A 25,637-nucleotide genomic window follows, 5' to 3' on the forward strand; every position below is an offset into this window, starting at 1 on the left:
GTCAGGCGTCCGCAGGTGCGGTGGCCTCGGCGGCCGGCTCGGCGCCGGCCTCGGCCGCCTCGTCCTCGTCGGTCACGGCGACCAGCGAGAGCTTGCCGCGCGGGTCGATCTCGCCGATCTCGACCTGGACCTTCTGGCCGATGGACAGCACGTCGTCGACGTTCTCGACGCGCTTGCCGCCCACGAGCTTGCGGATCTGGCTGATGTGCAGCAGACCGTCCTTGCCCGGGGACAGCGAGATGAACGCGCCGAACGACGTCGTCTTGACGACGGTTCCGACGAACCGCTCGCCCACCTCGGGGACGTGCGGGTTGGCGATCGCGTTGATCGCCGCGCGGGCGGCCTCGGCCGAGGGGCCGTCGGTGGCACCGATGTACACGGTGCCGTCGTCCTCGATGGAGATGTCCGCGCCCGTCTCCTCCTGGATCTGGTTGATCATCTTGCCCTTCGGGCCGATGACCTCGCCGATCTTGTCGACGGGGACCTTCACCGTGATGACGCGCGGGGCGTTCGGGGACATCTCGTCCGGCGTGTCGATCGCCTCGTCGAGCACCTCGAGGATGGTCAGGCGGGCGTCGCGGGCCTGGCCCAGCGCCGCACCGAGCACCGAGGCGGGGATGCCGTCGAGCTTGGTGTCGAGCTGGATGGCCGTGACGAACTCCTTGGTACCGGCGACCTTGAAGTCCATGTCGCCGAACGCGTCCTCGGCGCCCAGGATGTCCGTCATCGCGGCGTAGCGGGTCTCGCCGTCCACGGTGTCGGACACGAGGCCCATCGCGATGCCGGCGACCGGGGCGCGCAGCGGCACACCGGCGTTCAGCAGCGACAGCGTGCTCGCGCACACGGAGCCCATGGAGGTCGAACCGTTGGAGCCGAGCGCCTCGGACACCTGGCGGATCGCGTACGGGAACTCCTCGCGGCTCGGCAGGACCGGCACCAGGGCACGCTCGGCGAGCGCACCGTGGCCGATCTCGCGGCGCTTCGGGCTGCCCACGCGGCCCGTCTCACCGGTCGAGTACGGCGGGAAGTTGTAGTTGTGCATGTAGCGCTTGCGCGTCTCCGGACCGAGCGAGTCGATCTGCTGCTCCATGCGGAGCATGTTCAGCGTGGTGACACCCAGGATCTGGGTCTCGCCGCGCTCGAAGATCGCCGAACCGTGCACGCGGGGCAGCACCTCGACCTCGGCCGAGAGGGTGCGGATGTCCGCGAGCCCACGGCCGTCGATGCGGACGCCGTCGGTCAGCACGCGCTGGCGCACGAGCTTCTTCTGCAGCGAGCGGTACGCGGCCGACAGCTCCTTCTCACGGCCCTCGAACTGACCCGCGAGCTGCTCCTGCAGGCCCGCCTTGATCTCGTCGAGGGTGTTCTCGCGCTGCTGCTTGTCCGCGATGGTCAGCGCGTCGCGCGTCGGAGCGGCGACGGCCGCCTCGACGGCTGCGTACGCGTCGTCCTGGTAGTCCGGGAAGAGCGGGAACTGCTGCGTCTCCTTGGCGGACTGCGCGGCCAGCTGGGCCTGCGCGTCGCACAGGGCCTTGATGAACGGCTTGGCCGCCTCGATGCCCTCGGCGACGACCTCCTCGGTCGGCGCCGCGACACCCTCGTTCTTGATGAGGGTCCAGGCGTCGTCCGTGGCCTCGGCCTCGATCATGGCGATCGCGACGTCGTCACCGACGACACGGCCGGCCACGACCATGTCGAAGACCGCGCGCTCCTTGTCGGAGTACTTGGGGAACGCGACCCACTGGCCGTCGACCAGCGCGATGCGGACCGCGCCGACCGGGCCGTCGAACGGCAGGCCGGAGATCTGGGTCGACGCCGACGCGGCGTTGATCGCCAGGGTGTCGTACGCGTCGTCCGGGTGCAGCGCCATGACGGTGATGACGACCTGGACCTCGTTGCGCAGGCCCTTGACGAACAGGGGGCGCAGCGGGCGGTCGGTCAGGCGGCAGGTCAGGATCGCGTCGGTCGACGGGCGACCCTCGCGGCGGAAGAACGAGCCGGGGATGCGGCCCGCGGCGTACATCCGCTCCTCGACGTCCACCGTCAGGGGGAAGAAGTCGAACTGGTCCTTGGGGTGCTTGCCGGCCGCGGTGGTCGACAGCAGCATGGTCTCGCCGTCGAGGTACGCGGCGACTGCGCCGGCGGCCTGCTTGGCGAGGCGCCCGGTCTCGAACCGGACGGTACGGGTGCCGAAGCGACCGTTGTCGATGACGGCCTCGGCGAACTGGATCTCGGGACCCTCCACGGGTGCCCTCCTTCTGTTGGGTGTTCTCTTGGAACGCCCCCGTGCCCGACGGTCATCGATCGAGGCCTACCGAACCGTCGCTCGCGAGGCGAGGAGGTTCGGGAAGCCACTACCGAGGACCGGACGAGGTCACGGGCGGCGTTGTTCGTGTTGTCGTACTACAGCATCTCACCAGACCAGCCCGGCCCCCGCAGCGGGGGCCGGGCTGGTAGGTGTCTAGGTCAGCGGCGCAGGCCGAGCTTGTCGACCAGGGCGCGGTAGCGCTCGATGTCGATCCCCTTGAGGTAACCCTGGAGACGACGGCGCTGGCCCACGAGGAGCAGCAGACCACGACGGCTGTGGTGGTCGTGCTTGTGCTCCTTGAGGTGCTCGGTCAGGTCCTTGATGCGCTGCGTGAGGAGCGCGATCTGCACCTCCGGCGAGCCCGAGTCGCCCGGCTTGGTTCCGTACTCGGAAATGATCTGCTGCTTCGTGGCAGTGTCGAGCGGCATGGCTCTCCTTCAGTGTCGTTGCGCGGTGCTCCGGGACTTGTTCACCGGGGCGCTCTCGATCCGCGGCCGTTCAGACGGCGGTACTACATTACCAGTGCCGCGCCCCTGCGCCCGCACGCTCACGCGCCGTCGTGGCCCGCGTAGCCGTCACCCGTGCGGCGGAAGACCGGCCGGCCGGCGCCGTCCTGTCCGATCGGGAGGACGCCGGCGAACGCCAGGAGGTCCGAGACCGTCGTGATCAGGCTCCGGTCCTCGAACCGGACGCCGTACGCCGGCGTCCAGTCGCGACCGGGCTGGCGCAGGAACGACTCGTCGTCCAGCCGTAGCAGGTAGACGAAGGTCTCGATGAGGATCCGGCTGCCCACCGCACCCAGGAAGTTGCCGTTGCCCTGGACCTCGGCCTCCTTGAGCACGTAGTACCACAGCGGGGTGCCGTCCAGGTCGTCGAGCGCGGCCACCACTTCGGGCGACGCGTTCTGCCGGAGCTGCTCCGGGGTGAGCGGAGGGGCGCCGAGCTCGGCGGCGACCGCTTCGCCGGTCGGGATCGCCAGCATGTAGCCGCGCAGCAGGTTGCGCTGTGCGAGCTGTTTCAGCAGCGCCTTCACCGGGACGGGGGCTCCGTTGCCCTCGTTCAGCAGGTCGCCCAGGCCGTCGGCCAGGAACGGGTCGATCCTGCGTGTCTTGCGGAACGCCGCCGGGTCACCCTTGTCGGTCATCCGTGACCACTCGATGGGCCAGTTCGACGGCAGCGCGGGCAGCGGGTTCGCCGGGTCCGGGGACAGCCCGCCGTTGCCCGTGAACTGGAACAGCTGGTCCAGGGTCGCGACCCCGCCGCGCCCGTTCCGGGTGAAGTTCACGTTGAAGTCGTAGGTGCCCCGCACCATCGAGTGCCCGAACCGGAACGCCGCCACCGCGAACTCCAGCGGCATCGCGACGCGCCGCGCCGGGCGGAACAGCTTCGGCCCGGTCGCGAGCACCGCGTCCAGCACGCCGGGCTTGGTAAGGGTGCGCAGGTAGTCGTGCACGACGAGCCACTGGTAGTGGAAGCGGACGAGCTGCTGCGCCCGGTCGAACAGCTCGCGCGGAGTGGAGGCCGACCACGGCTCGTGCCGCGCCACCCAGTCGACCGTGGCGTTGTGGAACCGGATCATCGCCACGTGGAACTGCCCGACGATCAGGTTCTCGTCGTTGCGCCCGTCGGGGATCAGCGGCATGCGCTCGCTGCCCGGTTCGGTGCCGCGCGGCAGGTCGCGCTGCGGGTCGTCGCCGGGCGCCACGAGCTGGAACCCGGGGATGGCCCCGGTCGAGACGCGGCCGAGCCGGAGCTTCGCCGAGCCCGGCACGTACGCGGCCTCGCTGCGGGTGGTGCCGTGGTCCTTCTCGCCCTCGAACCGGGGGCCCGATCCGTACAGGCTGTCGAGGTCGAGCAGCGGGATGCGCCCGTTGTGCAGGCTGCGCACGACGACGCCCGGCCGGAACACCCGGAACGGGTCGCTGATGATGTCGCCGAGCGCCCGGTCGCCGCCCGGGCCGGAGGCGTCGTCGGGGCCGTTCGTGTTGAGCGTGATGTCGTGGTCGATGAACTGGCCCCAGTACGTGTAGACGGCGGGGACCGTGGAGTCGAGCGGGACCGGCGCGGCCGCTGGCTCGATCATCGCGGCTCCGAGCCGCATCAGGGCGTCGCGAGTCTCGTCCAGGCGCTTGCCCGCGGGCAGGTGGGCGTGCGGGTAGCGCGCGGCCGGGCCGCGCAGCAGGTAGTCGAACGACGTCGTGGCGTCGAACCGGTGCTCGCGCAGGTCGCGCCGGACTGCCTCCTCGGTGCGCGGCATGAGGGTCGCCGTGCTCTCGTGCGGCTCGGCCGCGTCGTCCGGGCCGGCAGGGACGAACACACCGCCGTGCCCGATCCGCCGGACGGTACGGCCGGCCGGCGTCTGCGCCAGGTCGACCTCCTCGTGCGGCGTGTGGTTCGGCTCGCCCTGGGGCGGTGCCTCGGTGGTCTGGGCCATGGTCTCTCCTTCGCTGGGGGTGAAGGCCTTCACCAAGGGAGAGAGCAGGGGTGTCGCGGGCAGTGACCGATTCGGCCAGACCCGAATCACCCCGGCGACGTGTCAGACCGTCAGGTCACCCGGGTGACCTGACGGTCTGACACGTCAGGGGGTGCGCTTGACGTACGCCGCCCAGAGGACCGCGCCGGTCGCGAACAGCGCCTGCAGGACGACCGCAGACGGCGACACGACCCCCGACACCGCCACCCACGCGAGCGGAAGTGTGCCCAGCACCGCCAGGTCCAGCCCCTTGAGCTGGTGCAGCACCAGCCCGGTCGGCACGCCGCCTGCCGGTGTCGCGATCATCGGCACGTCCCACGGCACCGGGCCGCGATACGCGGTCCGCACGGCCGCGGCCCCGAGCACGACGGCGCCGGGCGCCGCTACCGCGAGCCACTGCCCGCCCCCGACCGCCACCGCGACGGCCAGCACCACGACCGCGGCGGTCAGCACCGGCCATGCCGTGCGGACGGCCCGGGTGGCCCGGGCGCCCAGCGGCACCAGCGCGTCCAGCCGCGGGTTCTCCCCCGCCGCCCGTGGGCCGACGGCGCCCGCGATCGCCCCCGCGTACCCCACACCCGCGAGCACCGCCCACAGCCCGATCCCGCCGGCCAGCACCGGCACCTGGACGACGACGGCGCCGGTCGCGGCGAGCGCGACCAGTCCGGCCAGCGCGGCGGGCGAACGGGCCAGGAGGACGGCGTCGGCGGCGAGCAGCGCGCCGGCCGGGCCCCGTGCGGAGCCGGGCAGCCGGCGCAGGGCGCGCGACGCCGTCGGCCCGCCGCTGAGGAGCGCCCGGCTCATGCCGCCGCTGTCGAGCGAGAGCACCGCTGCCGAGGCCTGCATCGCCGCTGATGCGCGGGCCCGCAGCTGGCCGGCCCGGAGCCGCTCCAGCCCGGTGGCCCAGACCGCGAGCGCCGCGCCGCCGGCGAGCGCGAGGGCCGCGGGCACCGGCCAAGGGACGGTCCAAGCCGGCCAGTCGGGGACCCAGTGTGCGGCCCCGAGGCCCACCACCGGCACGGCGGCGAGCAGCAGGGTGAGCACGCGCCCCGGCCGGTCGCCCGACGCCGCCCCGGTCACCTGGAGCACGCCCGTCCCGGCGACCACGACGAGCCCGAGCGCCCCGCCCAGCGCGGCGTCGAGGAGGATCCCGGTGAGGCTCACCCCGACGAAGGCCGCCGGCGCGCCTCCCACGAGCAGACCCGCGCCGACCCCGGCGAGCACCGCGCGCACGACGGACGGCGAGGTCAGGCCGGTCCGGTCGGCAGGGGTGGGTACCCACCAGCGCACGCCTGCGGCGGGCAGACCGGCCGGACCCAGGCGCAGTGCCACCATGGCGCCCGCGACGACCGCGAGGGCGAGCACCATGGCCTGGACCAGACCGGGCCCCAACCCGAATCCTGTCGCGTCGGACGCGAGCAGCTCCCGCACGGGTGCGCCGAACCCCCACACGTACAGCGCGACGATGGCGAGCGAGATGACCACCTCGCCGACGTCCATGGCGACCCGGCCCGCCTCGGCCGGCAGGTTGTGCGCCCGGACGCGCGCGGTCAGCCGGCGCAGCTCGGCGCCGGTGAGCCGTTCGTCCTCGTTCCCGGCCAGGCGCGGCAGCGCGGGTCCGACGGCGGCGCCGGCCTCGTCGCGAGTCACCGGAAGCCCGCCAGCACGCCCGGCGCGTCGCCGGGCTGCACCAGCACCGCGCCGTCGTCGGACAGGTGCAGGGCCCTGGCCCCGGTCGCGGCGAGGAGCCGGTCGTCGTGCGTGGCGAACAGGACGGCGGTGCCGGCGTCGGCCTCGGCGCGCACCGTGTCGCCGAGCCGCCCGCGCATGGCGGTGTCGAGGCGCTGCTCGGGCTCGTCGAGCACGAGCAGGTCCCGTGGCCGCACGAGGGCGCTCGCCAGCAGGAACCGGCGGCGCTGCCCGGACGACAGGGTGTGCGGCATGGCGCCGCCGTGGCCGGTGATGCCCATGTGGTCGAGCACCTGGTCGGTGACCGCACCGGCGTCGGGCACGCCGTGGCCGCGCGCGGTGAGCACGAGATGCTCGCGGACGGTCACGCCGGGGAAGAAGGCGTCGTCGTCCAGCACGCCCGCGACGCGCGCCCGGAAGGGTCGCTCCCGCTCGTCGACGGCGCGACCGAACGCGCGGACCGTACCGGAGAGCGGCTCCTGCAGCCCGAGCACCGTGCGCAGCAGCGTGGACTTGCCGGTGCCGTTGGTCCCGATGATCGCGACGACGTCGCCGGGGTCCAGCGTGAGCGAGACCGGCTGGCAGACGGCGTTGCCGCCGTACCCGACGACCAGGTCGGACAGTTCGAGGAGCGTCATGCCCACCTCAACGCGCGAACGAGGGCTGGTTCTCCCGGTCCCCGGCTCATCTCCCCTGGCCTCATCTCCAGGCTCCGACGATCTCGTCCGGCCCCCAGTGCGCCGCCAGCGGAAGACCTGGCTCGACACCACACCGCGAGACGGCGACCAGGGGCGTGTCGTCTCCGGTACCCGGCACCACGCCACGGGCGCGGGCGACGTCCTCGAGCTCCCGTGTCCCGAAGGTGTCCCGGTCGTACCACTTCACCGATCCGATGAACTCCACACGTCGTGCCGTCGGTGTGCGATCCGCACCAATCAGATCCACCTCAGGGTTGTTCTGCCGGTTCCACCAGCCCCCGACTGCCTCGACGTCGGCCCACGCGGAGTCCAGCAGCAGACGCATCAGCGACTCCCGGACGAGAGGTTCCACCGCCCGCCCGCGCCAGGTCGACCATGACCGCTCGATCCGGTCCAGGGCCACGTCGCCGCGCCCTCGTTCGACGAAGGGAATCGCCCGGCGCAGGAACGCGAGCCAGAACCGCAGGTACGGGTCGCTGATGCGGTACCGCTTGTTCTTCGTGTCGGACGACGTCGACAGCGGGAGGTCGGTCTCGACGATCCGCTTGGCCTCCAGCGTCCTGAGCAGGGGATTCAAGGTACCCGCCGGTAGGGCGCCCGAACTCCCTGCCGCGGCGGCGATGGCGGTGAACGTCCGCTCGCCGTCACCGATGGCCTCGAGGATCGCGCGGCTGCGCGAGGACTCGGGAAACTCACCGAGCAGTGACAGCTCGCCGGCGACGAGCAACGGCGAGAGCGGGTCGCTGAGCATCTCCCGAAGGAATTCCACTCGCGGCTGTCCGGATCGCCAGGTCTGAGCGATCTCGGGGAACCCTCCGGTGATGAGGTGAGCGTCGACCGCATCGGCAGGACCCAGGCCGGTCATCTTCTGGACGTCAGCCACGTTCAGAGGCGCGACCTCGATCTTCGTAGCCCGTCCGAAGAAGGGGCGGCCGTACGTCTGCAAAGCCTCCATCACCGACAGGTCGCTGCCGATCAGCAGGAGGAGCACCGGCTTCGCCGACAAGTGCTGGTCCCATACCGTCTGAAGCGCTCCTTCGAACTCCGCGTCCTGCTCGACGAACCACGGGACCTCGTCGAGCACGACGACGGTCGGCCTGTCGTCGGGCAGGAGCTCGGCGAGCGCACGCAACGTGCCGTTCCAGTCGGGCGGGCTCAGGTGCGCGAAGATGGCGGGCGCGTTCAGGCCGGACTGGGTGAGCGAGGCGAGGAACTCGCGCCGCTCGGCCACTGCGTTGCGCCCACGGGTCGCCTGGAAGACGAAGTACTCGCCGCCGGTGCGGTCGCAGAACTCCTGGGCGAGGCGCGACTTACCGACGCGGCGGCGGCCGGTCATGATCGCGGCCTTACCCCGCGTGGTACCGGCCCCCGTCTCGACGGCTTCCAGCAGTCCCGCGAGCCGCCGCAGGTCAGCATCCCGACCGTGAAACCGCATCTGGCTCCTCAACTAAGATCGAATCTTACTAAGATCCAATCTTAGTTTACCCACGCTGTCTACGCCCGCAGGATCTTCCGGGCGCGCGCCACGTCGTCGTTCATCTGGGCGATGAGCGGCTCCATGCCTTCGAAGCGCAGGGTGGGCCGCAGGTGCGCGACGAACTCGAGCGCCACCGTCTGGTCGTACAGGTCGAGGTCGGTGCGGTCGAGCACGTACGCCTCGACGCGCCGCTCGACGCCGTCGAACGTCGGGTTCGTGCCGACCGAGATCGCGGCGGGCAGGATCTCCTCCTGCCCGAGTCCCGTGCCGGCCACGGCGACCCGGTCGCCCTCCGGCCGGGCGAGGCTCGCACAGGTCGCGGCCGTGCCGCGGCGCAGCCACCCGGCGTAGACGCCGTCAGCCGGGACCAGTCCGGTGATGTCGCCGAGGTTGGCGGTCGGGAAGCCCAGCTCGCGGCCCCGGGCGTCGCCGTGCACCACGGTGCCACGCACGAGGTGCGGGCGGCCGAGCACGTCGGCGGCCTGGTCGACGTCGCCCTCCGCGAGCAGTGCGCGCACCGCCGTCGACGACCACCGCTGGTGCCCGTCGCCGTCGGCCGGGAGGGAGTCGCCCACGTCCTCGATGGCGACGACCTCGAAGCCGTGCTGCCCGCCGAGCTCGACCATCGTGGCCAGCGTGCCGGCGTTCTGCTTGCCGAAGCGCACGTCGTGCCCGACCACCACCGTGCGCGCCCCGAGGCCGTCCACGAGGTACCGGGACACGAACTCCTCGGGCGTCTGGGCGGCGAAGTCGAGCGTGTAGCTGACCAGCAGCGTCGCGTCGAGGCCGGTGCGCTCCATGAGCGCCAGGCGGTCCTCCAGGCCGGTGATCAGCTCCGGGGCCGAGTCCGGCCGGTGCACAGCCGACGGGTGCGGTTCGAACGTCACGGCGACGGCGCTGGCCGCGTCGCTCCGGGCGAGGCTGAGGATGCGCCTCAGCACCGCCTGGTGGCCGCGGTGGACGCCGTCGAAGTTGCCGATCGTCACCACTGATGGCCCGAATCCGGGGGGAACCTGTTCCAGGTCCGTCCACAGCTGCACGCGGGTTGCTCCTCATGAATCGGATGGCGCGGGCGCAGTGGCCGCTCGCGCGACATCCCGCACCGGTCGTCAAGCCTATCCGGCACCGGGGGATGCCCTGCGCTCAGTGCGGGCGGTCAGCGGGGCAGGATCCGGCGCACCCCGTCCAGATAGGCCTCGGCATCGAAGTCGTCGAACATGACCGACTGCAGGATGAAACCCTGCCCCATGCCCATGAACACGGGCAGCAGATGCGCTACGGCCGCGTCGACGCCGTCCGGGGCATGCTCCGGGTGCGCCTCGAACCAGCGCCCCAGCGCGGTGGTAAAGGCAGCCCTGAGCACGCCGACCCCGGTGTTGAAGACCTCGCGCATCTCCGGGTCCACCGTGGCCTCGCCCCAGAGCTGGACCAGGAGCCGAGGGTCGAAGTCCTCGGACAGCACGCCGTTGAGCACGATCTCCAGCACCTCGGGCGGGGCCGGCGGGTCGCCGTCCGCCGCGGCCTCGACCAGGTCCGCGTTCCGGCGGCCCAACACGTACCGGGCCACCGCGGCGAACAGCTCGCGCTTGCCCTCGAAGTGCCCGTAGACGGCGCCGGTCGACAGCCCTGCCTCGGCGATGACATCCGCCATCGAGGTGTGCTGATAGCCCTTGGCCGTGAACGCGCGCTGGGCGGCGGCGACTATCTCGTTGCGGCGGGCGTCACGACGAGCGTCGCTGATCTTCGGCACGGCCCACCTCCCCATCGTCTCGCCCGGACCGACCCCGGGGACGATTGACAAGCATACGGTCGCGGGAGCATGGTTGCCATAAAGAACGAGCGTTCGTTTTTTATCGAGACGGAGCATCCCCCATGTCCCACGACGCACCAGCGCCCCACACCCCGGCGGGCCGTGTCATCGGCGTCGCCCTGGCCCTCACCCTCGTGCTCACCGTGTTCGTGCTCGCGTTCTCGTGGCCGTCAGTCACCGCCGAGCCGCGGGACCTGCCCGTCGCCGTCGTCGGTTCCGACGACGCCGTCAGCACCTTCCGCGACACCCTCGACGAGGCGCAGCCCGGCGCCATCGAGCTGATCGAGGCCGACGACCGGGCCGACGTCGTCGAGGCCATCGAGACCCGCGAGGTCTACGGCGGTGTCGTGCTCGGCGACCCGGCCGCGGGCGAGGCACCCGAGGTGCTCACGGCGTCCGCGGCGAGCGGTGTCACCCACCAGCTCATGACGCAGCTCGCCACCCAGATGCAGCAGGGCATCCAGGAGCAGGCCAACGCCGCGACCGCCGAAGCGCTGGCCAACGCCCAGGCGCAGGCCGCCGAGGCGGTCGAGACCGCGGTCCAGCAGGCACTCGAGGCCGCCACGCGGGGCGAGCAGCCGCAGGCGCCGCCGTCGGGCGAGGCAGAGCCCCCCGAGCTGCCGGAGGTCCCGAAGGTGACCGTCACCGACGTGGTCCCGCTGTCGGCCGACGACCCGCGCGGATCCGGCTTCACCGCGGCCCTGTTCCCGATCCTGCTGGGCGGCATGATCGGCGGCATCGGCATCTCGATCGCCGTCACCGGCGCCCTGCGCCGCGTGCTCGCCGTGATCGTCTACTCGGTGGTGGGCGGCGGGATCCTCGTGGGGATCCTGCACTTCTGGTTCGGCACCGTCCAGGGCGACTGGCTGCTCGACGGCGGCGTCCTCGCGCTGTCGATCGCCGCGATCGCGGCCCCCATCACCGGGTTCGTCGCCGTGCTCGGCCCGGCCGGCATAGCCCTCGGCCCCGTGCTCATGATGCTGGTCGGCAACCCGATCTCAGGCGCCGCGATGCCGGCCGAGTTCCTGCCGTGGAACTGGGGCGAGATCGGCCAGTGGCTGCCGCCGGGCGCGAGCGCGACCCTGCTGCGCGACGTCTCCTACTTCCCCGGCACCGACGCGTCGGCAGCCTGGCTGGCGCTGGGTATCTGGGCCACGGCCGGGGTGCTTCTCTCGCTCGTGGGCCACGCCCGCGCGACCGGCGCCGCCCGGCGGGCCGAGGTGCTGGCGGGGCCGGCGTGATCCCCTGGTGCTCGCGCCCGGCTCAGGTGGCCGGTGCGAGTACCAGCACGGGCCTGGCGAGGTTCTCGCCCCGGCGCCGCGTGTCCTCCAGCAGCGCCACCAGCACGCCCGACGGAGACAGCGCCGCCACTACTTCCGGGCGGCCCGTGGGCTCCACCCATTGGCCGTAGCCCAGCGCGCGGACCTCCACCTCGTCGAGCTCGCGCACCGGGAACGTGCTACGGGCGGCCGCGGCCAGCGGGAGGGTGGCGAGCGTGCCGTCCGCGTCGGCCTGCGCCTCCATCTGCTCCAGCGTGCGGGCGCCGGCCAGGTCGTAGCCCCCGACGCGGGTACGGCGCAGCGCGGTCAGGTGCCCGCCGGTTCCGAGCGCGGCGCCCAGGTCGCGGGCCAGGGCGCGCACGTAGGTGCCCGAGGAGACCGTGACCCGCACGTCGACGTCGATCGCGGGGATGTCGCGGGTCTCGACCGGCCCGACCGTCGAGGGCTCCGCGTCGGGGTCCTGGGCCGCGACCTCGTACGAGCCCACGGCGTCGGCGTCGGGCACCGCCGCGGTCACCGGGCGGACGTCCAGGACGTCGAAGCAGGACACGGTGACGGGCCGCGCCTGGAGCGCGACCTCCTCACCCGCCCGGACCCGCGCGTAGGCGCGCTTGCCGTCCACCTTGATCGCGGACACCGACGTCGGCACCTGCAAGATGTCGCCCGTGAGCTGGGCGATCGCGGCGTCCAGCGCCGTCCGGTCCACGCGCTCGACTGCGCCGGTGCCGGCCACGGAGACCACGGTGCCCTCGGCGTCGTCCGTGGTGGTGGCGACGCCGAGCCGGATCGTGGCCTCATAGTCCTTGTCGGCGCCCACCACGTAGGTGAGCAGGCGGGTCGCCTTGCCGATGCCCAGCACGAGCACGCCCGTCGCCATCGGGTCCAGCGTGCCCGCGTGGCCGACCTTGCGCGTCCCGGCGAGCCGCCGCATGCGCCCGACGACGTCGTGGCTGGTCCAGCCCGCCGGCTTGTCGACGACGACGAACCCGTCGGCCGCCGTCGGACGGCGGACCGGCGCCTGCGGGGTGGGTGAAATCATGGGTACCAGTATCTCGCGACTCGTGGGTGCCGCACGGCGTCCGGAGACGCCTACGCCACCCGCGCCGGCCGGAGCGAGATCGTCCCGGCCGGACGGCGGGTGGCGGTGACGGCGCAGGTGGAGCCGGAGGTCACTCGACCTCGTCTTCCCCGCGGGGCTTCTTGTAGGGGTCCTCTTCGCCCGCGTAGACGGCGCCCGCGCGGAGCGCCTCCAGCTCCGCGTCGCGCGTGCGGGCCTCGATCAGTGCCGCGTCGAGGTTGGCGGCCGTGTCGGGCACGGAGTCGAGATGGAACTCCAGGGTGGGCGTCAGGCGGATACCCGTCTGCTTCCCCACCTCCGAGCGGATCAGGCCCGTGGCGCTCTTGAGCGCCGCGGCCGTGCCCTCCCGGTCCTCGTCCGAGCCGTAGACCGTGTAGAACACCGAGGCGTTCTGCAGGTCGCCGGTCACCCGGACGTCCGTGACCGTCACGAAACCGAGCCGCGGGTCCTTGATCCGCGTATCGATCATCTGCGCGACGATCACCTTGATGCGGTCGGCGAGCTTACGAGCCCGCGGATTGTCGACCATGACTAGTTCCTTTCAGCGTGAGTGCGGGGTATTCGCCCGGTCCGGACCAGCCGGCCGGGCGAATACCCCGCACTCAATGAGCCATCAGCGTCAGGCGCGCGGCTTCTCGCGCATCTCGAACGTCTCGATGGTGTCGCCCTCGTTGACGTCGTTGAACGACCCGAGACCGATACCGCACTCGAAGCCCTCGCGGACCTCGGTGACGTCGTCCTTCTCGCGGCGCAGCGACTCGATGGTGAGGTTGTCCCCCACGACCGTCCCGTTGCGCAGCACACGCGCCTTGGAGTTGCGGCGGATGCTGCCCGAACGGACGACCGAACCGGCGATGTTGCCGAACTTCGAGGAACGGAAGACCTGACGGATCTCCGCGGACCCGAGCTGGACCTCCTCGTACTCCGGCTTGAGCATGCCCTTGAGGGCCGCCTCGACGTCCTCGATCGCCTGGTAGATGACCGAGTAGAACTTGACGTCGACGCCTTCGCGCTCCGCCAGCTCCTCGACGCGCTCGCCGTACTTCACGTTGAAGCCGATGATCACGGCGCTGTCGACCGTGGCCAGGTTGACGTCGTTCTGCGTGATCGCACCCACACCACGGTGGATGACGCGCAGCTCGACCTCCTCGCCCACATCGATCTTGAGCAGCGCGTCCTCCAGCGCCTCGACGGCACCGGACACGTCACCCTTGAGGATGAGGTTGAGGCTCTCGACCTTGCCCTTCTTGAGCTCGACGTCGAAGTCCTCGAGGCTGATCCGCTTGCGGCGCTTGGCCAGCGTCGCAGCGCGCTCCGCCGCCTGGCGCTTCTCGGCGATCTGGCGGGCGGTGCGGTCGTCCGGCGCCACGAGGAACGTGTCGCCGGCACCCGGGACGCTCGTCAGACCCAGCACCTGGACGGGGCGGGCCGGGGTGGCCGCCTCGACCGAGTTGCCGTGCTCGTCGAACATCGCACGAACGCGGCCGTAGGCCGTGCCCGCGACGATCGCGTCGCCGACGTGCAGCGTGCCGGCCTGGACCAGCACCGTCGCCACCGGACCGCGGCCCTTGTCGAGGTTCGCCTCGATGGCCACACCGCGGGCGTCCTTGGTCGGGTTCGCCCGCAGGTCGAGCGACGCGTCCGCGGTGAGCAGGACGGCGTCGATCAGGTCGTCGATACCGATGCCCGGCTTCGCCGCGACGTCGACGAACATCGTGTCGCCGCCGTACTCCTCGGCCACCAGGTTGTACTCGGTGAGCTGCTGACGGACCTTCGCCGGGTTCGCACCCTCGACGTCGATCTTGTTGACGGCCACCACGATCGGCACACCTGCGGCCTGCGCGTGGTTCACCGCCTCGACCGTCTGCGGCATCACGCCGTCATCGGCCGCGACCACGAGGATCGCGATGTCGGTGACCTGCGCACCACGGGCACGCATAGCGGTGAAGGCCTCGTGACCCGGGGTGTCGATGAACGTGATCGCACGCTCGGCGCCCTCGTGCTCGTGCGTGATCTGGTACGCACCGATGTGCTGCGTGATCCCGCCGTGCTCGCCTGCCACCACGTCCGACTTGCGGATCGCGTCCAGCAGCTTGGTCTTACCGTGGTCGACGTGACCCATGACGGTCACGACCGGCGGCCGGATGGCCAGGTCGTCGTCGGACTCGTCGGCCTCCTCGGCCTCCAGGTCGATGTCGAACGACCCGAGCAGCTCGCGGTCCTCTTCCTCGGCCGAGACCATCTCGATCTGGTAGCCGAGCTCGGTGGCCAGCGTGCCGAACGTGTCCTCGTCGAGCGACTGCGTGGCCGTGGCCATCTCGCCCAGGTGGAACAGCACGGTCACGAGCGCCGCGGGGTTCGCGTCGATCTTGTCCGCGAAGTCGTTCAGCGACGCACCGTGGCGCAGCCGGACGACGGTGGTTCCGTTGCCGCGAGGGACCTGCACGCCGCCGAGCGACGGGGCCTGCATGGCCTCGAACTCCTGGCGCTTCGCTCGCCTCGACTTACGCCCGCGGACCGGCTTGCCGCCGGCGCGCCCGAAGGCACCCTGCGTCGCACCACGACCGCCGGCACCGCGACGCGGGCCGCCGAAGCCGCCACCGCCGCCGCCACCGGGACGACCCGGGGCGCCGGCACCGGCACCGCCGCCTGCGCCACCCGGACCGGGACGGCCACCGCCACCAGGACGGCCACGGCCACCACCCGGCGCCGGGCGGTCACCCGGACGCGGCATGGAGGTCTTGCCCGGCATCATGCCGGGGTTGGGGCGCGGACCGCCGCCACCGGAACCACCCGGGCGCGGGGCCGAAGGACGCGGGCCGCCCGGACGAGGACCGCCCGAACGCTCTCCGCTGGGGGCGTCGCTGCGCTCGGGGCGCTGCCCCGGACGCGGCATGCCCTGGCTGGTCGCGAACGGGTTGTTGCCCGGACGCGCGGCGGGCCGGTCGCTGGAACCAGCACCCGGACGGCCACGGCCGCCACCGGGACGGGGCATGCCCTGGCTGGTCGCGAACGGGTTGTTACCCGGACGCGGGGTACCGCCACCGGGTCGGTCGCCACCCGGACGGCCGCCGCGGCCGCCGTCCCGAGCCGGACGCGCGCCGGAGGGCGCGGCGGGCGGCTTGGGGGCACCGGGCTTGGGGCCTGCTGCGGGCTTGGGCGCACCAGGCTTGGGGCCTGCTGCGGGCTTGGCGGACGCCGCAGGCGCCACCGGGGTCTCGTCAGGCGCCGGGGCGGGTGCCGCCGGCGCAGGGCTCGGAGTCGGGGCGGGGGCGGGCGCCGGTGCGGGCGCGGCCTCTGCCTCGGTCTTGCGGGGTGCCGGCGCGGGGGCCGGTGCCGGAGCCGGGGTCGGCTCGGCGGGCTTGCGGGCCGCGGGCTTCGCGGCCGGCTTGGGTGCGTTCGCCGCGGGCTTCGCCGCCGCGCCCTTGTCGGACGGGCCGGCAGCGCCACCGGCGGGGAACTTGTCGCGCATTCGCCGCACGACGGGCGGCTCGAGCGTCGACGACGCCGAGCGAACGTACTCGCCTGCCGACTTCAGCTCGGCCAGCAGGGTCTTGCTCTCCACTCCGAGCTCCTTAGCGAGCTCGTAGACGCGGACCTTTGCCACAACTCTCCTGTCTCGGTCCATCCCAAGACAGGGAGGACCACCGTTAGTACTGAGTACTCATCGCTGGGGACTCATCGGGTGCCCATCGGCTTCTGACCCGCTTCCTTGTCGACGAATCGCATGTTTCGGCCGGACGCACGGTTGCGCCCGGTCGGGACTGTCCTGCGGCCACGCACTCACCGGCCGAGGTGTGCTCGTACCTCGCTGAGATCGAGAGGCCCGTCGACGCGCAGTGCGCGCGGTACGGCCCTGCGACGCTCAGCGAGCTCCAGGCACCGCGGCTCCGGGTGAACCCAGGCACCGCGACCCGGCAGGGAGGCACGGACATCAACGACGACGCGCCGTGGCTCTGCCACGTCATCATCCGTCGACGAGCCCAGCACCAGACGCAGGAGTGCAGACCGCTGGTCGCGCCCCCGGCATCCGACGCACGTGCGCACCGGACCCTTGAGGGAAGGAACGGGATGCGTCAAAAGACGGGCGCGTGGCCCAGACTCGGACAGTCTACCGCGCCGACCCACCAGGCGTTACCGGCCGCTCGGTGCGTCGGCGGCCGCGCCACCTGCGTCGGAGTCGGCGGCCTCGTCAGAGCGGATGTCGATGCGCCAGCCCGTCAGCTTCGCGGCGAGACGGGCGTTCTGCCCCTCCTTGCCGATCGCGAGGGACAGCTGGTAGTCGGGCACGATGGCCCGCGCGGCACGCGCATCGGCGTCCACCACTGTGACCGACGACACACGGGCGGGTGAAAGAGCGCTCGACACGAAGGCCGCCGGGTCGTCGCTGTGGTCGACGATGTCGATCTTCTCGCCGTGCAGCTCGGCCATCACCGCGCGGACCCGGGCGCCCATCGGGCCGATGCACGCACCCTTGGCGTTGAGCCCGGACACCCGGGACCGGACGGCCATCTTGGTGCGGTGCCCCGCCTCGCGGGCGATGGCGGTGATCTCCACCGAGCCGTCCGCGATCTCCGGGACCTCGAGCTCGAAGAGCTTCCGCACGAGGTTCGGGTGCGTACGGCTCAACGTGATCTGCGGGCCCTTCATTCCGCGGCTCACCTCGACCACGTAGGCGCGCAGGCGCTCGCCGTGCACGTACTCCTCGGTGGGCACCTGCTCGTGCGGCGGGAGCACGGCCTCGGTGCCGCCCACGTCCACCAGCACCATGCGCGGGTCGCGGCCCTGCTGGATGACGCCGGCCAGGACCTCGCCCTCCTTGCCGCGGAACGTGCCCAGCACCTGGTCGTCCTCGGCGTCGCGGAGCCGCTGCACGATCACCTGGCGGGCCGTCGCGGTGGCGATGCGGCCGAAGTCCTGCGGCGTGTGGTCGAACTCGGGCCCGAACTCCACGGTGGGGCGCGCGTCGAGGTCGTCGGGGTCCGCGGCGACGGGCAGCTCCTCGCGCGCCCAGACCGTGACGTGGCCCGACGAGCGGTCCACCTCGACGCGGGCCCGGTTGTAGGCACCGGGAGTGCGGTGGTAGGCCGAGAGGAGCGCCTGCTCGATGGCCGCGACGAGGACGTCCAGGCTGAGATCCCTCTCGCGCTCCAGCATCCGCAGAGTGGTCATGTCGATGTCCATGTCAGCCTTCCTCGTTGCGGCCGGGGTGACCCTCGGTCGTGTCGTCCGTACCAGCACCGTCCGAGTCCTCGTCGGTGTCTTCACCTGCACTCTCGCCCAGTTCCGATGCCTCGGCATCCTGGACGTCCTCGAGCCGTTTGAGCTCGACCTCGACCTTGCCCCGGCGGACGTCGCCGACCGGGACCCGCCGGTTGTCGTCGAGCACCAGGACGGCGTCGTCGCCGTCCGTGAGCACGTCGGTCAATCGGCCCTCTGCCCGGCTGCCGTCGGTGAGCTTCAGCGTCACCATCCGCGTCCGGGCGCGCTTGAAGTGCCGCACCTCGGTCAGCGGCCGGGACGTGCCCGGCGTCGAGATCTCGAGCGTGTAAGCGCCGGCGACGACGTCGTCCACGTCCAGCGCCGCCGAGATCGCGCGCGACGCCTCGCCGAGCGCGTCGGAGTCCAGGCTGCCCACGGCGTCGTCCGGCAGGTCGATGGTGATCCGCACCACCGACTTGCTGCCCGCCCGGGTGACGGTCACCTCCTCGAGGTGCAGCCCCGCGGCCTCGACCACCGGTCCCACCACCTCGCGGACCGCATCCGCCTGCTGTGTCATCGACTGCCTTCCGTCGGCTTCCCCACGTGCGGGGGCACGGTTCGAGCCGGAACGGTTCGACCGATGTGCTGTTGTTGTCTGCGTCAAGCGTAACGAAGCGCCGGACCTCGGCACTTCGCCTGGAACGTGATGTCCGTGACCCGACCGCAATCGGCCCGGGCACGAATCGGGTTCTGGAACATGGCATCATCGGCCACGATGAACCCCAACGGCCCCAGGGCCCGCACCCGACGCCGGTCAGGTCTGACCGCGCTGGCTCTGACCTGCGCGATCATTCTCTCAGGTTGCGGCGTGCGGCTCGAGACACCGCCACCCACCGAGCCGGTCCCGGACGCGCTGGAGGTCGTGCGGCGCACCGCGGTCGCGGACGCGCTGCTGGTGGCCGACCAGGCCGACGCGGCGGCGGCCGCCAAGGGGACCAGGGCCGACGTCGTGGTCGAGCTCCACCAGATCTCCCAGGCCACGACCGTGCAGGCGCAGCAGCTCGGCGGCGAGTACGACTCCGGCCTGGGCGACATCGTGGCCGAACAGTCGGGGGCCTCGCCCTCGGCGACCACCCCCGAGCACACGCCGCGCGCGGTCGTCACGTCGCTGGTCGACGCCGCCACCCGCACCCGGGCCGCCGCCGACCAGGCCCAGCTCGGGCCGCTCGGCCGCCTGCTCGCGTCGATCTCCGCGTCCCAGACGCGCTACGCCTCGGACCTCGCGCAGCTGACCGGCGCTCCGGCCCCCGAGCCGCCGCCGACCCGGATACCCGAGCCCGCCGAGCCCAGCGGCGAGCCCTCGGAGGGCGACGAGGCCTCGGCGACCCCGGCTCTGGCCTCGGCCGACCCCGCCGTCGTCCCGACCGGCCTGTCGGCCGAGGACCTGAGTGCCCTGGTGCTGGCAGAGGACACCGCCGGCTACGCGCTCGAGGTGCGGGCGGCCCAGGCCGACGGCGACGTCCGCGCCCGGGCCTACGAACGCGCCCAGCTGCACCGGACCCGTGCCCAGGCCTGGGCGCAGGTGGCCGGGATCGCCAGCACCGACCAGGACCCGCGCCGGGTCGCCTACGCGGTGCCCGCGACCCCGACGCAGGAGCTGGTCCGTGACCTCGAGGACGACCTCGCGCAGAACTACGCCTCGCTGGCCGGCGTGGCGGAACCGGGCACCCGCGCGATCCTGGTCTCGCTCCTGACCGACGCCACCCTGGCCAGCGCCCCGTGGGGCGCTCCGGCAGTCCCCTTCCCGGGCCTGCCGGAGCACGCCTGACCATCTCTTGGTTGTGAGCGTGATCTGCGCCTAAAGCGGACTCGTAGTCGCAACGATCACGCCCACAACCAAGTCAGGCGAGGAGGGCTGTCACCCGGTCCGCCACTGCGGCTGCGACGTCGGCCAGCGGGAGCTGCTCCGGCTCGCCGGCGCGCGGCCGGACCTCGACCACGCCGTCGGCCAGGCCCTTGCCGACCACGACGACGAGCGGCGCGCCGAGCAGCTCGGCGTCCTTGAACTTCACGCCCGGCGAGACCTTGGTGGGCCGGTCGTCGTAGAGCACCTCGACGCCGCGGGCGGCGAGATCGTTCGCGATGGACTCCGCGGCCTCGTACACCTCGGTGCCTTTGCCGGTGGCGACCAGGTGTACATGCACCGGGGCGACGTGCGCGGGCCAGGCCAGGCCGAGCTCGTCGTGGTTCGCCTCCGCGAGCGCCGCGAGCGCCCGCGTGACGCCGACGCCGTAGGAGCCCATGGTCACGACCGCCTGCTTGCCGTTCTCGTCGAGCACGACCAGACCGAGGGCCTCGGCGTACTTGCGGCCGAGCTGGAAGATGTGGCCCATCTCGATGCCCCGGGCGAGCTCCAGCGGTCCGGAGCCGTCGGGCGCCGGGTCGCCGGCGCGCACCTCGGCGGCCTCGATCGTGCCGTCGGCCGTGAAGTCGCGGCCGGCGACGAGGTCGAACACGTGCTTGCCGGGCTCGTTGGCGCCTGTGATCCAGCGGGTGCCGGGCACGACGCGGGGGTCGAGCAGGTAACGGATCGCAGGCACCTTCTGGCCGTCGGACCCCTCGATCTGCTCGCCCTGGGGGCCGAGGACCTGCGGGCCGAGGTAGCCCTTGACCAGCTGCGGGAACTTCTTGAAGTCCTCCTCGGTGGCGGCCTCGGGCTCGGCGGGGTTGACCGCGGCCTCGACGCGCTTGAGGTCGACCTCGCGGTCGCCGGGCAGGCCGACCACCACGAGCTCGCGGGTGCCGTCGGGCTGGACCAGTGCGAGTACGACGTTCTTCAGGGTGTCCGCGGCGGTCCAGGGCCGGTCGGGGCGCGGGAACTTCTCGTTCGCGACCGCGACGAGCGTGGCGATGGTGGGGGTGTCGGGGGTGTCCTCGACGTGCGCGGCGGGGGCGTCGTCGTACGGGATCGCCTCGGGGACGGGCGTGACCACGGCCTCCACGTTGGCGGCGTAGCCGCCGGGCGACCGCACGAAGGTGTCCTCGCCGATCGGGGACGGCGAGAGGAACTCCTCGGAGCGGGACCCGCCCATCGCGCCGGACATGGCGGACACGATGACGTAGTCCAGGCCGAGGCGCGTGAAGATCTTCTCGTACGCCTGGCGGTGCTTCTGGTAGCTGACCTCGAGGCCCTCGTCCTTGACATCGAAGGAGTACGAGTCCTTCATGATGAACTCGCGCCCGCGGATCAGGCCCGCGCGGGGGCGCGCCTCGTCGCGGTACTTGGTCTGGATCTGGAAGAGGATGACCGGCAGGTCCTTGTACGACGAGTACAGGTCCTTGACCAGGAGCGCGAACATCTCCTCGTGCGTGGGCGCGAGCAGGTAGTCGGCCTCCTTGCGGTCCTTCAGGCGGAACAGCGCGGCGCCGTACTCCTCCCAGCGGCCGGTGGCCTCGTAGGGCTCCCGCGGCAGCAGCGCCGGGAAGTGCACCTCCTGGCCGCCGATGGCGACCATCTCCTCGCGGACTATCGCCTCGATCTTGGCCAGCACCCGCAGGCCGAGCGGCAGCCACGAGTAGATGCCCGGGGCGGCCCGGCGGATGTACCCGGCCCGCACGAGGAGCTTGTGGCTGGCGACCTCGGCCTCGGCCGGGTCCTCGCGCAGGGTACGGACGAAGAGGGACGACATGCGAAGCACGTCGCCCTGGATGAGGCGTGCGGAAGACATGAGGCACAGCCTATCCGCGAGGGGCGCTCCGGCTCGCCGGAAATTCCGAACCGCAAGTTGCGCGCCCTCGCCCGGCGCCGAGCCGCAGGTTGCTGGTCCATCCGCGCCCGGATGGACCAGCAACCTGCGCTTGGGCACATGAACCGACGTGTGACTTGCGGTTCGGAGTCGCGCACCGCGGCCAGCAGGCCTTGCCGACGTCCGGGAAGTCTCGGAGGATGAGCGCATGCCGGAGCTGCCCGAGGTCGCCGCGCTCGCCGACTTCCTGCGCGCGCGGACCGCCGGGCACACGGTCGCCGCGGTGGAGGTCGGCTCGATCGCCGCGCTCAAGACGTTCGACCCGCCCGTCGAGGCGCTCGCCGGGGGTGCGGTGACCGAGGTCGCGCGGCACGGCAAGTGGCTGGATCTCGTCGTCTCCCCCGCACCCGCCCGTGCGCTGCCCGACGGCGCCCCGCTCCACCTGGTCTTCCATCTCTCGCGGGGCGGGTGGGTGCGCTGGTCGGACGCGCTGTCCACCAAACCGGTCCGGCCCTCCCTGGGCGGGTCCAGCCGCGGCGCGATCCTCGCGCTGCGCGTGCGGCTCGACGACGGCTCCGGGTTCGACCTGACCGAGGCCGGCACCCGCAAACGCCTGGCGGTGCACGTGGTCCGCGACCCAGCCGAGATCGAGATGGTCGCCTCCCTGGGCGTCGAGCCGCTCGCCCCCGAGTTCACCATCGAGGTCCTGGCCGACCTGCTGTCCGCGAAGAACCAGCAGGTCAAGGGGCTGCTGCGGGACCAGCGCGCGATCGCGGGCATCGGCAACGCCTACAGCGACGAGATCCTGCACGCGGGTCGGTTCAGCCCGTACAAGCAGACCAGGTCGTTCACGCCCGAGGAGACCGCCCGGCTGCACGCCGCGATCGGCGAGGTGCTGACCGGGGCGATCGCTGCGGCGTCGGGCAAGCCGGCCAAGGAGCTCAAGGACGCCAAGCGCGCAGGGATGCGGGTGCACGGCCGCGCGGGCCTGCCCTGCCCTGGCTGGAACGGGGTCCCGTGCGGCGACGTCGTGCACGAGGTGTCCTTCGCGGACCGGTCCATGCAGTACTGCCCCACGTGCCAGACGGGCGGCAAACCGCTGGCGGACCGCCGGATGTCGAAGCTGCTGCGGTGAGCACCGTCCTCTACTGGCGGCGGACCGACGTCGAGGGCCTGGAGCGCCTCGAGCTGACGACGGGCCCCGGCGGAGTGACGGCGTCCGGGACCATCATCTGCCTCGAGGACGGCGGGTTTCGGCTCGACCACACGTGGTCGCTGGATCCCGACTGGCACGCCCTCCACGTGCGGGTGGTGGTGCACGGGCCGCGCGCCCAGGGTGCGCTGCGCCTGGACCGCGCCGGGGACGGCTGGCTGGTCGACGGCATACCGCGACTCGACCTGGACGGAGCGCAGGAGCCCGACCTGTCGGTCACCCCTTTCTGCAACAGCCTCCCGATCCGCCGGATGCGCGGTGACGCTGACCTGACCCTGGACACCGCGTTCATCGACGGGCCGGCGCTCACGGTCGCGCGGTCCCGGCAGCGCTATGAACCGCGGGGGCCCGGCCAGGTCCGCTACGTCGACTTGGGTCTGTCCCAGGGTTTCGAGGCGGACCTGACCCTCGACGATGCGGGCCTGGTCGTCCGCTACGAGGACCTGTTCGAGCGCGTGGAGCCGGCGTGACGAAGGCGGGTCGGAACAGCGCTGCCGATCAGAACAGCACGGTCGCGAACGTGCCCACCTGCTCGAAGCCCACCCGCCGGTAGGCGGCGACCGCCCGCTCGTTGTAGGCGTTGACGTACAGCGACACCACGGGGGCGATGGACGCGCGCGTGGCCGTGACCACGGCCGCCATGCCTGACTCGGACCAGCCTCGGCCCCGGAACGCCGGCTCCACCCAGACGCCCTGCACCTGGGCGACGCCGCCCGCGACGGCACCGAGCTCGGCCTTGAAGGCGACAGCAGGACGGCCTCCGACGTCCGGCACGACACGGACGAACGAGCGGCCCTCCGTGATGAGCGACCGCACGCGCTCGGCGTAGGCGGAGCCACCCGTGGCGACCGGCGAGTAGCCGACCTCTTCGGTGAACATCCGCACGCAGGCCGGAAGCACGAGGCCGAGCTCGGCAGGCACCGAACGGCGGACGGTGGGCTCGGGCGGCAGCGAGGGCGCCGTCCCGATGGCCATGGAGGGCTGGTCCGCCCGGATGTCACGCGCCGGCGGCCAGTGCGGCGACAAATGCTCCCAGAGGGCCAGCGCCGCCCACTGGTCCCCCACGATCGACGACGAGCGCCGCCCGTGCACGCGCGCCACCTCCGCGAAGGCGGCGACCGCCTCCGCGCGCCGGCCGGGGTCGGCGATCGGGATCACCGGCACCAGGTTGGCCCCGGCCCAGCACACCGCTTCGAGCGGTCCGACGTCGGGAAACCCCCACGCCTGGCCCGCGGCGGCGCCGAACCCGGCGCGCGCCGCGATCTCCAGGCGTGCGGTGGCGAGCACTGACGAGACGGGGTCGACGGCGCAGACCGCGAGCGCCTGCGTCAGGTCCGCGCGGGTCAGGGCCCGCGCAACGGGGCCCTTCTCACGACGCGTCAGATTGCCCTGTTCGCCCGGCTGCAATGGCCCGTTCGGGCGCGCCCCGGCGGGAACCGGGGTGCGCCAGCGGGCCATGCTCTGCTCCGTTCGAAATCAGATTCTCAGCCGACCGAGACGACCGGGGAACCGGCCTGGACTTCATTCTCCGGCGTCGGCATCTCATCCGCGATCCGCATCGCCTCTTCGATGAGGGTCTCGACGATCATCGACTCGGGGACGGTCTTGATGACCTCGCCCTTGACGAAGATCTGGCCCTTGCCGTTGCCGGAGGCCACTCCGAGGTCAGCCTCGCGGGCCTCGCCCGGTCCGTTCACGACGCAGCCCATGACGGCGACGCGCAGCGGGACGGTCATGCCCTCGAGCCCGGCGGTGACCTTCTCGGCCAGCGTGTACACGTCCACCTGGGCGCGGCCGCAGGACGGGCACGACACGATCTCCAGCTTGCGGGGACGCAGGTTGAGGGCCTGCAGGATCTGGTTGCCGACCTTGACCTCCTCGACCGGCGGGGCCGAGAGGGAGACGCGGATCGTGTCGCCGATGCCCTTGCTGAGCAGCGAGCCGAACGCGGTCGCCGACTTGATGGTGCCCTGGAACGCCGGTCCGGCCTCGGTGACGCCGAGGTGCAGCGGCCAGTCGCCGCGCTCGGAGAGCAGCTCGTAGGCGCGGACCATGATGACGGGGTCGTTGTGCTTGACCGAGATCTTGAAGTCGTGGAAGTCGTGCTCCTCGAAGAGGCTCGCCTCCCAGACGGCCGACTCGACCAGGGCCTCCGGGGTGGCCTTGCCGTACTTGGCCAGGAGGCGCTTGTCGAGCGAGCCGGCGTTCACGCCGATGCGGAGCGAGATCCCGGCATCTTTCGCGGCCTGGGCGATCTGCTTGACCTGGTCGTCGAACTTGCGGATGTTGCCCGGGTTCACGCGGACGGCGGCGCAGCCCGCGTCGATCGCCGCGAAGACGTACTTCGGCTGGAAGTGGATGTCCGCGATCACGGGGATCTGGGACTTCTTCGCGATGATCGGCAACGCCTCGGCGTCGTCGGAGGTCGGGACGGCGACGCGCACGATGTCGCAGCCTGCCGTCGTGAGCTCCGCGATCTGCTGAAGGGTCGCGTTGATGTCGGTGGTGGGCGTGGTGGTCATGGACTGCACGCTGATGGGTGCGTCACCGCCCACCTCCACCTTGCCCACCTTGATCTTTCGAGTCTTGCGGCGGGGGGCGAGGACCGGCGGGGGTGCTGCTGGCATGCCGAGGCTGATTGCGCTCACGAGATCAGTATCCAC

Annotated in this window: 21 protein-coding genes; 4 read left to right on the top strand and 17 right to left on the bottom strand. The window is 72.1% G+C overall.

Annotation, left to right across the window (positions count from 1 at the left end; genetic code table 11):
* Position 1: 1 nt before the first annotated feature.
* The 8 genes from EW117_RS02930 to EW117_RS02965 form a co-directional block, all read right to left on the bottom strand.
* On the bottom strand, positions 2 to 2,245 hold the full coding sequence (locus EW117_RS02930; RefSeq protein ID WP_129783481.1) for a polyribonucleotide nucleotidyltransferase: 2,244 nt from the start codon (positions 2,243 to 2,245) through the stop codon (positions 2 to 4).
* Positions 2,246 to 2,466: 221 nt separating this feature from the next.
* Positions 2,467 to 2,736 (bottom strand): 30S ribosomal protein S15, encoded by a 270-nt coding sequence (rpsO, locus tag EW117_RS02935; protein ID WP_020016810.1) that lies wholly within the window; start codon positions 2,734 to 2,736, stop codon positions 2,467 to 2,469.
* Between the two features lie 119 nt (positions 2,737 to 2,855).
* Positions 2,856 to 4,742, bottom strand: a complete 1,887-nt coding sequence (locus EW117_RS02940; RefSeq protein WP_129783483.1) for a peroxidase family protein — start codon at positions 4,740 to 4,742, stop codon at positions 2,856 to 2,858.
* A gap of 144 nt (positions 4,743 to 4,886) precedes the next feature.
* A complete protein-coding gene (locus EW117_RS02945) occupies positions 4,887 to 6,431 on the bottom strand; it encodes a DUF6297 family protein (protein ID WP_129783485.1) in 1,545 nt (514 codons plus the stop codon).
* Positions 6,428 to 7,108 carry an ABC transporter ATP-binding protein gene (locus tag EW117_RS02950; RefSeq protein ID WP_129783487.1) on the bottom strand — a complete coding sequence of 227 codons (681 nt, stop codon included), beginning with the start codon at positions 7,106 to 7,108 and terminating at the stop codon, positions 6,428 to 6,430. Before EW117_RS02950 ends, EW117_RS02945 begins: the two co-directional genes overlap by 4 nt.
* Before the next feature lie 61 nt (positions 7,109 to 7,169).
* Positions 7,170 to 8,603, bottom strand: coding sequence for an ATP-binding protein (locus EW117_RS02955; RefSeq protein ID WP_129783489.1), 1,434 nt, complete (start codon positions 8,601 to 8,603; stop codon positions 7,170 to 7,172).
* 59 nt (positions 8,604 to 8,662) lie between these two features.
* A complete protein-coding gene (locus EW117_RS02960; protein WP_129783491.1) occupies positions 8,663 to 9,685 on the bottom strand; it encodes a bifunctional riboflavin kinase/FAD synthetase in 1,023 nt (340 codons plus the stop codon).
* A gap of 116 nt (positions 9,686 to 9,801) precedes the next feature.
* The gene (locus EW117_RS02965; protein WP_165362423.1) at positions 9,802 to 10,395 is read right to left on the bottom strand and encodes a TetR/AcrR family transcriptional regulator; all 594 of its coding nucleotides are present in this window, start codon (positions 10,393 to 10,395) and stop codon (positions 9,802 to 9,804) included.
* 122 nt (positions 10,396 to 10,517) lie between these two features.
* Between EW117_RS02965 and EW117_RS02970 the strand changes: the two genes are divergently transcribed.
* Positions 10,518 to 11,696, top strand: coding sequence for a hypothetical protein (locus EW117_RS02970; protein ID WP_129783495.1), 1,179 nt, complete (start codon positions 10,518 to 10,520; stop codon positions 11,694 to 11,696).
* A gap of 22 nt (positions 11,697 to 11,718) precedes the next feature.
* Here the strand turns inward: EW117_RS02970 and truB are convergent, their stop codons facing one another.
* From truB to EW117_RS03000, 6 genes are all read right to left on the bottom strand, one after another.
* The gene (gene truB, locus EW117_RS02975) at positions 11,719 to 12,774 is read right to left on the bottom strand and encodes a tRNA pseudouridine(55) synthase TruB (protein ID WP_129783497.1); all 1,056 of its coding nucleotides are present in this window, start codon (positions 12,772 to 12,774) and stop codon (positions 11,719 to 11,721) included.
* 130 nt (positions 12,775 to 12,904) lie between these two features.
* Positions 12,905 to 13,342, bottom strand: coding sequence for a 30S ribosome-binding factor RbfA (rbfA, locus tag EW117_RS02980; protein ID WP_129783499.1), 438 nt, complete (start codon positions 13,340 to 13,342; stop codon positions 12,905 to 12,907).
* Between the two features lie 90 nt (positions 13,343 to 13,432).
* Entirely contained in the window at positions 13,433 to 16,420 is a 2,988-nt protein-coding gene (gene infB / locus EW117_RS02985; RefSeq protein WP_129783501.1) for a translation initiation factor IF-2, read from the bottom strand.
* Between the two features lie 176 nt (positions 16,421 to 16,596).
* Entirely contained in the window at positions 16,597 to 16,941 is a 345-nt protein-coding gene (locus EW117_RS29995) for a DUF448 domain-containing protein (RefSeq protein WP_129783503.1), read from the bottom strand.
* A 6-nt stretch (positions 16,942 to 16,947) separates the two neighbouring features.
* Positions 16,948 to 17,997 carry a transcription termination factor NusA gene (nusA, locus tag EW117_RS02995; RefSeq protein ID WP_129783505.1) on the bottom strand — a complete coding sequence of 350 codons (1,050 nt, stop codon included), beginning with the start codon at positions 17,995 to 17,997 and terminating at the stop codon, positions 16,948 to 16,950.
* 1 nt (position 17,998) lies between these two features.
* On the bottom strand, positions 17,999 to 18,592 hold the full coding sequence (locus EW117_RS03000) for a ribosome maturation factor RimP (protein ID WP_165362425.1): 594 nt from the start codon (positions 18,590 to 18,592) through the stop codon (positions 17,999 to 18,001).
* 291 nt (positions 18,593 to 18,883) lie between these two features.
* Here EW117_RS03000 and EW117_RS03005 point away from each other — a divergent pair, with 291 nt between their 5' ends.
* Positions 18,884 to 19,843 carry a DUF4439 domain-containing protein gene (locus tag EW117_RS03005; protein ID WP_129783507.1) on the top strand — a complete coding sequence of 320 codons (960 nt, stop codon included), beginning with the start codon at positions 18,884 to 18,886 and terminating at the stop codon, positions 19,841 to 19,843.
* A gap of 73 nt (positions 19,844 to 19,916) precedes the next feature.
* Here the strand turns inward: EW117_RS03005 and EW117_RS03010 are convergent, their stop codons facing one another.
* Positions 19,917 to 21,743 (bottom strand): proline--tRNA ligase, encoded by a 1,827-nt coding sequence (locus EW117_RS03010; RefSeq protein WP_242504058.1) that lies wholly within the window; start codon positions 21,741 to 21,743, stop codon positions 19,917 to 19,919.
* A gap of 226 nt (positions 21,744 to 21,969) precedes the next feature.
* Here EW117_RS03010 and EW117_RS03015 point away from each other — a divergent pair, with 226 nt between their 5' ends.
* Together EW117_RS03015 and EW117_RS03020 are read left to right on the top strand one after the other, a co-directional pair.
* The gene (locus EW117_RS03015) at positions 21,970 to 22,896 is read left to right on the top strand and encodes a DNA-formamidopyrimidine glycosylase family protein (RefSeq protein WP_129783509.1); all 927 of its coding nucleotides are present in this window, start codon (positions 21,970 to 21,972) and stop codon (positions 22,894 to 22,896) included.
* Complete coding sequence (locus tag EW117_RS03020) at positions 22,893 to 23,444, top strand: putative glycolipid-binding domain-containing protein (protein ID WP_129783511.1); 552 nt, start codon at positions 22,893 to 22,895, stop codon at positions 23,442 to 23,444. Before EW117_RS03015 ends, EW117_RS03020 begins: the two co-directional genes overlap by 4 nt.
* A gap of 28 nt (positions 23,445 to 23,472) precedes the next feature.
* On the opposite strand, the gene EW117_RS03025 is transcribed toward EW117_RS03020, so the two are convergent.
* Together EW117_RS03025 and ispG are read right to left on the bottom strand one after the other, a co-directional pair.
* Positions 23,473 to 24,432: a GNAT family N-acetyltransferase gene (locus EW117_RS03025; RefSeq protein WP_129783513.1), complete on the bottom strand. Its 960-nt coding sequence runs from the start codon at positions 24,430 to 24,432 to the stop codon at positions 23,473 to 23,475.
* Positions 24,433 to 24,458: 26 nt separating this feature from the next.
* Positions 24,459 to 25,601, bottom strand: coding sequence for a flavodoxin-dependent (E)-4-hydroxy-3-methylbut-2-enyl-diphosphate synthase (gene ispG, locus EW117_RS03030; protein ID WP_129783788.1), 1,143 nt, complete (start codon positions 25,599 to 25,601; stop codon positions 24,459 to 24,461).
* Positions 25,602 to 25,637 lie beyond the last annotated feature (36 nt).

This window comes from Promicromonospora panici (assembly GCF_900608595.1).
Classification (GTDB): domain Bacteria; phylum Actinomycetota; class Actinomycetes; order Actinomycetales; family Cellulomonadaceae; genus Promicromonospora; species Promicromonospora panici.